Source organism: Gammaproteobacteria bacterium (assembly GCA_028817255.1).
In the GTDB taxonomy this organism is placed as follows: domain Bacteria; phylum Pseudomonadota; class Gammaproteobacteria; order Porifericomitales; family Porifericomitaceae; genus Porifericomes; species Porifericomes azotivorans.
In genome coordinates this window covers 1-4,961 of record JAPPQA010000152.1, presented here as the reverse complement: position 1 = coordinate 4,961, position 4,961 = coordinate 1, and the positions used below count along the sequence as shown (strand labels likewise).

The following is a 4,961-nucleotide window of genomic DNA, read 5'->3' as shown; positions in this document are numbered from 1 at the left end:
GAGGCGGCGCCCGCGGAGGCGGAGTTCCGGGAGGAGGCGATGCCCGCGGGAGGCGCGGTGGATATTCCGGCGGTGATAGACCGCCCGCTGGGCATAGACGAAGGCCCGCGCATCCGGGTGTCGCGCTTTCTGCTGTTGGGCGCGGCCGATTACCCGCGGTGGGGCGTGCGCGTGGCCGAGATCGAGGCGCTGCTGGAGGCGCGCCGCGCTCATGCGGCGGCGGCGGGCGGCTTCACGATCGGGCGGCTGCAAGCCCTGGCCGACGAGGTCTCCGGGTACTACCGCGAACGGGGGCTGTCGCTGGCCTACGCGATTTTGCCGGTGCAGCAGGTCGAGGACGGGGAGGTGGCGCTCCAGGTTTTCGATGGCCGGCTGGGGGGCGTGTTGGTGGAGGGCAATACGCTGTATGAAGGCGCGTTGCTGCGCAAGCCCTTCCAGGAGTTGGTGGGCCAGCCGGTGGCGGGCGCCCGGATCGAGTCGGCGCTGTTGCGGGTCACGGATTACCCGGGTCTGTCGGCCTTTGGCGTGTTTCAGCCGGGGCAGCGGGTGGGGGAGGCCGATCTGATGCTCAAGGTGCAGGAGGAGCGTCGCGTGGAGGGTTCCTTGCGCCTGGACAATCAGGGCACGCGGCGCACCGGTCGCGTGCGCGTGCGTCCCGTCATCGAATGGAACAATCCGACGGGGGGGGCGGATCGGCTGCGTTTTGCGTGGCAAAGCGCCTACAACCCGGAGAACCAGAGGTATTGGAGCGCCGAGTACCGGCGCCCGCTGGGGCGCGACTACGGCATCGGCTTTTTGCTGGAGAGGAACGCCTTCGATGTGGGGGGCGCGCTGGCGTCGCAGGAGGTGGCGGGAGAGACGCGCAACGAGGGTTTGTATCTGGAGCGTTCGTTGCTGCGCGGACGGCAGCGCAACCTGTCCGCCGAGTTGCGCATGACGCGCAAGGATTCGCTGACCAGCCGCGGCATGACGCCGGTGAGCGAGGACCGGCTGGCGGTGCTGCAACTGCGCCTGGAGTACGACTCGGTGGACATCGAGCGGCGCGGCTTGAACTTTGCCTACCTGACGCTGGCGCGGGGTTTCAACGATCTGCTGGGCGCGATGGGTGACGGCGCCAGCGGCGCGGCGCGCGCGCGTACGCCGCGGGGCCCCAGCCGGCGGGGGGGTTCGGGGCGCTACGCGGGGGGGCAGTTCCAGAAGGCGGTGTTCGGCTACACGCGGCTGCAAACGCTGACGCCGCACCATTCGCTGCTGCTGCGTTCGGAGTTGCAGACGTCGGCGGATTTGCTTTCGCCGCTGGAGCAATTCTCCATGGGGGGGCCGGAGAGCGTGCGCGCCTACGGGGTGTCGGAATTGCTGTGGGATCGGGCGGCCTTTCTGTCGGCCGAGTACCTGATAGACGCGCCGTTCATTGCCGGGCGCCGCGCTTTCGGCAGCCGGACCTGGGGCGAGTTGCTGCAATTTTCGCTGTTTTTGGACTACGCGATAGGCAAATTGAACGATCCGTTGCCGCAGGATGCCTCCTCTTACGAGGGCTACGGCGGCGCGGGCTGGAGCCTGCGGCTGAACGTGCCGGGGCGTCTGGCGTCGCGCCTGATGATGGCCTGGAGCCTGGGGAACCGGGAGGCGGAGAACGGCCGCGACCCGCAACTGTGGTTCGACCTGACGCTGGATTTCTGATGCCAGCGCGAGGCGGTCGCTGGTCTGGGAGGATCCTGGTAGGATCGGGGCCATGACCCAGATGATCGCGGAGTTGCGGCAGGCGCTGGTGGAGGCGGGCGCGTCGGAGGCGATGGCGGACGCGGCTGCGCAGGCGGTGGCGGTGCCGCCGGAGCAGATGGCGACGAAGGCAGACTTGGCGGCGCTGGAGGCGCGTCTGACATGGCGGCTGGTGGGAGCGGTGGTCGCGGCCCAGGGGTTGGCGGTGGCCGTGCTGATCGCGGTGTTGCGGTAGCGCCGTTCGTTCCCCCTCCCCCCTCTGCCTGCCGCGCTTTATCCATGAGCGCCTCCGCTTAAACGGAACGCCTGGACTGCGTAATGGTCCGCGGCGGCGGGCCGCCCCCTTTTTGCCGGGGCGCGTTGGCGCTAAGATCGGCGTTTTTCGTCTGACGACGGGGAAGGGGATTATGTGGGAACAGTGGGGCGCCATCCGCGCCCGCATCCGCAAGCTGCAGGAGCGCGCCGAGTCCCTGAGGGGGTATCTTTGACTATGCCGGCAAGGAGGCGCGCCTGCGGCAGGTGCGCCGGGAGTTGGCCGCGCCGGGGCTTTGGCAACGCGAGCCCGAACGGGCCCGCGCCCTGGGCGGCGAGCAGTCGAGCCTGGAGCGGGTGTTGCGCCCCCTGGAGGCCCTGGACGAAGCTTTGCGAGAGACCGGGGAGCTGTTGCAACTGGCGATTCAGGAAGAGGAACGCGACCTGGCGCAGGAGCTGTCCGGCGAGCTCGACCGTCTGCAGCGGCAGCTGGACGACCTGGAACGGCAACGCATGTTCCCCGGCGAGATGGATGGGCGCAATGCCTACCTGGATGTGCAGGCGGGTTCCGGCGGCACGGAGGCACAGGACTGGGCGGAGATGCTGTTGCGCATGTACCTGCGCTGGGGCGAGCGACGCGGCTTCGGGACCGAGTTGCTGGAAGTCTCTCCCGGCGAGGGCGCCGGCATCAAGAGCGCTTCCGTCTGCTTCAAGGGAGAGCTTGCCTACGGTTGGTTGCGCACCGAGACCGGGGTCCATCGGCTGGTGCGCAAGTCGCCCTTCGATTCCGGCAACCGCCGGCATACCTCATTCGCCTCCGTGTTCGTGTCTCCGGAGATTGACGATGACATCACGGTGCGAATTGACCCTTCCGAGTTGCGCATAGACACCTACCGCGCCAGCGGCGCCGGCGGCCAGCATGTGAACAAGACGGATTCCGCCGTGCGCGTTACCCACCTGCCCACCGGCATCGTGTCGCAATGCCAGAGCGACCGCTCCCAGCACCGCAACCGGGAGCGGGCCATGCGGCAGTTGCGCGCCCGGCTGTACGAAATGGAACTGCAGAAGCGCCGCGCCGAACGCCAGGCGCTGGAGGAAAGCAAGCTGGATATCGGCTGGGGCAGCCAGATTCGTTCCTATGTGCTGGACCAGGCGCGGATCAAGGATTTGCGTACCGGTTACGAGACCGGCAACGTGCAGGCGCTGCTGGACGGCGATCTCGACGCCATGATCGAAGCCAGCCTGAAGCAGGGCGTATGAAGGGCCTGGTCGCGGTCCTGGCAGGGCGCCGCTATGGAGGCTGCCGCCGAAATTGCGGCAGCGGCAAGGGCCATGGCCGCTAAAGACGAAAGCGAGATCGTTGCCTCCCGGCGCGCCGGGCTGGGGCGTCTGCGCGAGCGGGGCTGGGCGTATCCAAACGATTTCCGGCGCAAGCACCTGGCGGCAAGGCTGCATGAGCGCTTTGGCGACGCCGCCCCTGCCGATCTGGAGCGCGACGCTCCCCGGGCGCAGGTGGCGGGTCGGATGGTGTCCCGCCGCGTCATGGGCCGCGCCTCCTTTGCCCATTTGCAGGACATGTCCGGCCGGTTGCAGTTGCACCTGCGCCGCGACCGTCTGGGGGACGGGAGCTACGCCGACTTCCGAAGTTGGGATCTCGGGGACATCCTGGGCGCCGCCGGCACGCTGTTCAAGACGCGCACCGGCGAGTTGTCTCTGTTGGCCGACGATGTGCGCCTGTTGAGCAAGTCGCTGCGTCCGCTGCCGGAGAAATACCATGGCCTGGCGGACCGGGAAAGCCGCTACCGGCAACGCTACCTGGACCTGATCGCCAACGAGGACGCGCGGCGGGTTTTCGAGTGCCGGGCGCGGACGGTGCGATTCCTGCGCGACTTTCTGCGCCGGCGCGGCTTCGTGGAGGTGGAGACCCCCATGATGCAACTGCTGCCCGGCGGCGCCGCCGCCCGGCCCTTCGTCACCCACCACAATGCCCTGGGCCTGGACCTGTACCTGCGCGTCGCCCCGGAACTGTATCTGAAGCGGCTGCTGATCGGGGGCATGGAACAGGTATTCGAGCTCAACCGGAATTTCCGCAACGAGGGGCTGTCCACCCGCCACAACCCCGAGTTCACTATGCTTGAGTTCTATCAGGCATACGCCGACTGCGAGGACTTTATGGCGTTGATCGAAACGCTGCTGCGCGGCCTGGCGCGCCAGTTCCACGGCAGTCCTCCCGTGCTGCGCTACGGCGGCGGGGAGATTGACCTGGGGCCTCGCTTCGCGCGCACGACCCTGCGCCAGGCCGTGCTGGATCACAACCCGGAGCTGGCGCCGGAAATTTTGGATTCCCTGGAATCTATTCGCGCTGTCGCCGCGGACAAAAACATCGCCGTGGCGCCGGGCGACTCTCCCGCGGAGATCGAGTGCGCCTTGTTCGAGAAGACCGTGGAGCACCGTTTGCGGGCGCCTACCTTCGTCACGGCCTATCCGCTGGAAGTCTCGCCGCTGGCCCGCGCTTTGCCGGGGGCGCCGGAGCGCGCGGACCGCTTCGAGTTATTCGTCGCCGGCCAGGAGGTGGCGAACGGTTTCTCCGAACTGAACGATCCCGAAGAGCAGGCACGGCGCTTCCGCCGCCAGGCCGGGCGCCGCAATGCCGGCGACGAGGAAGCCATGCGCTACGACGAGGACTTCGTCACGGCCATGGAGTACGGCATGCCGCCTGCCGCGGGCGCCGGCATCGGCATTGATCGCCTGGTCATGGTTCTCGCCGGCGCCGCCTCCATCCGCGAGGTCATACTCTTTCCCCTGCTGCGCGACAGGCCCTGAATCCTGGCCCTGAACCTTGCCGCCCGCCCAAGGAGCGCGTTCCGCGCCGTTTTTGCGCGGGATTCCGGCTTTCGCCGGAATGACGGGAAAAAAGCCGGAATGACGGGAAAAAAAGTCTGTGCAAAAACCCTATGGGCATCCAGCGAATAAAGCCTACTCCGCCATTC

At 67.8% G+C, this 4,961-nt stretch carries 4 protein-coding genes; all 4 read left to right on the top strand.

Features of this window, described 5'->3' with window-relative positions:
• The coding region (locus tag OXU43_06530) for a hypothetical protein (GenBank protein ID MDD9824809.1) at positions 1-1,680 on the top strand (1,680 nt) is incomplete at its 5' end.
• A gap of 52 nt (positions 1,681-1,732) precedes the next feature.
• Positions 1,733-1,954: an integrase gene (locus OXU43_06525; protein MDD9824808.1), complete on the top strand. Its 222-nt coding sequence runs from the start codon at positions 1,733-1,735 to the stop codon at positions 1,952-1,954.
• A gap of 172 nt (positions 1,955-2,126) precedes the next feature.
• Positions 2,127-3,231 (top strand): peptide chain release factor 2 gene (gene prfB / locus OXU43_06520; GenBank protein ID MDD9824807.1). Its coding sequence is split into 2 segments (ribosomal slippage): positions 2,127-2,204 and positions 2,206-3,231, totalling 1,104 coding nucleotides; the frame shifts between segments, so codons are not numbered across the junction.
• Between the two features lie 72 nt (positions 3,232-3,303).
• Positions 3,304-4,794 (top strand): lysine--tRNA ligase, encoded by a 1,491-nt coding sequence (gene lysS, locus OXU43_06515; GenBank protein ID MDD9824806.1) that lies wholly within the window; start codon positions 3,304-3,306, stop codon positions 4,792-4,794.
• Positions 4,795-4,961 lie beyond the last annotated feature (167 nt).

Coding starts and splice junctions, on each gene's coding strand:
- OXU43_06525 (MDD9824808.1), top strand. CDS start 1,733: ATGACCCAGATGATCGCGGAGTTGCGGCAGGCGCTGGTGGAGGCGGGC.
- lysS (MDD9824806.1), top strand. CDS start 3,304: ATGGCCGCTAAAGACGAAAGCGAGATCGTTGCCTCCCGGCGCGCCGGG.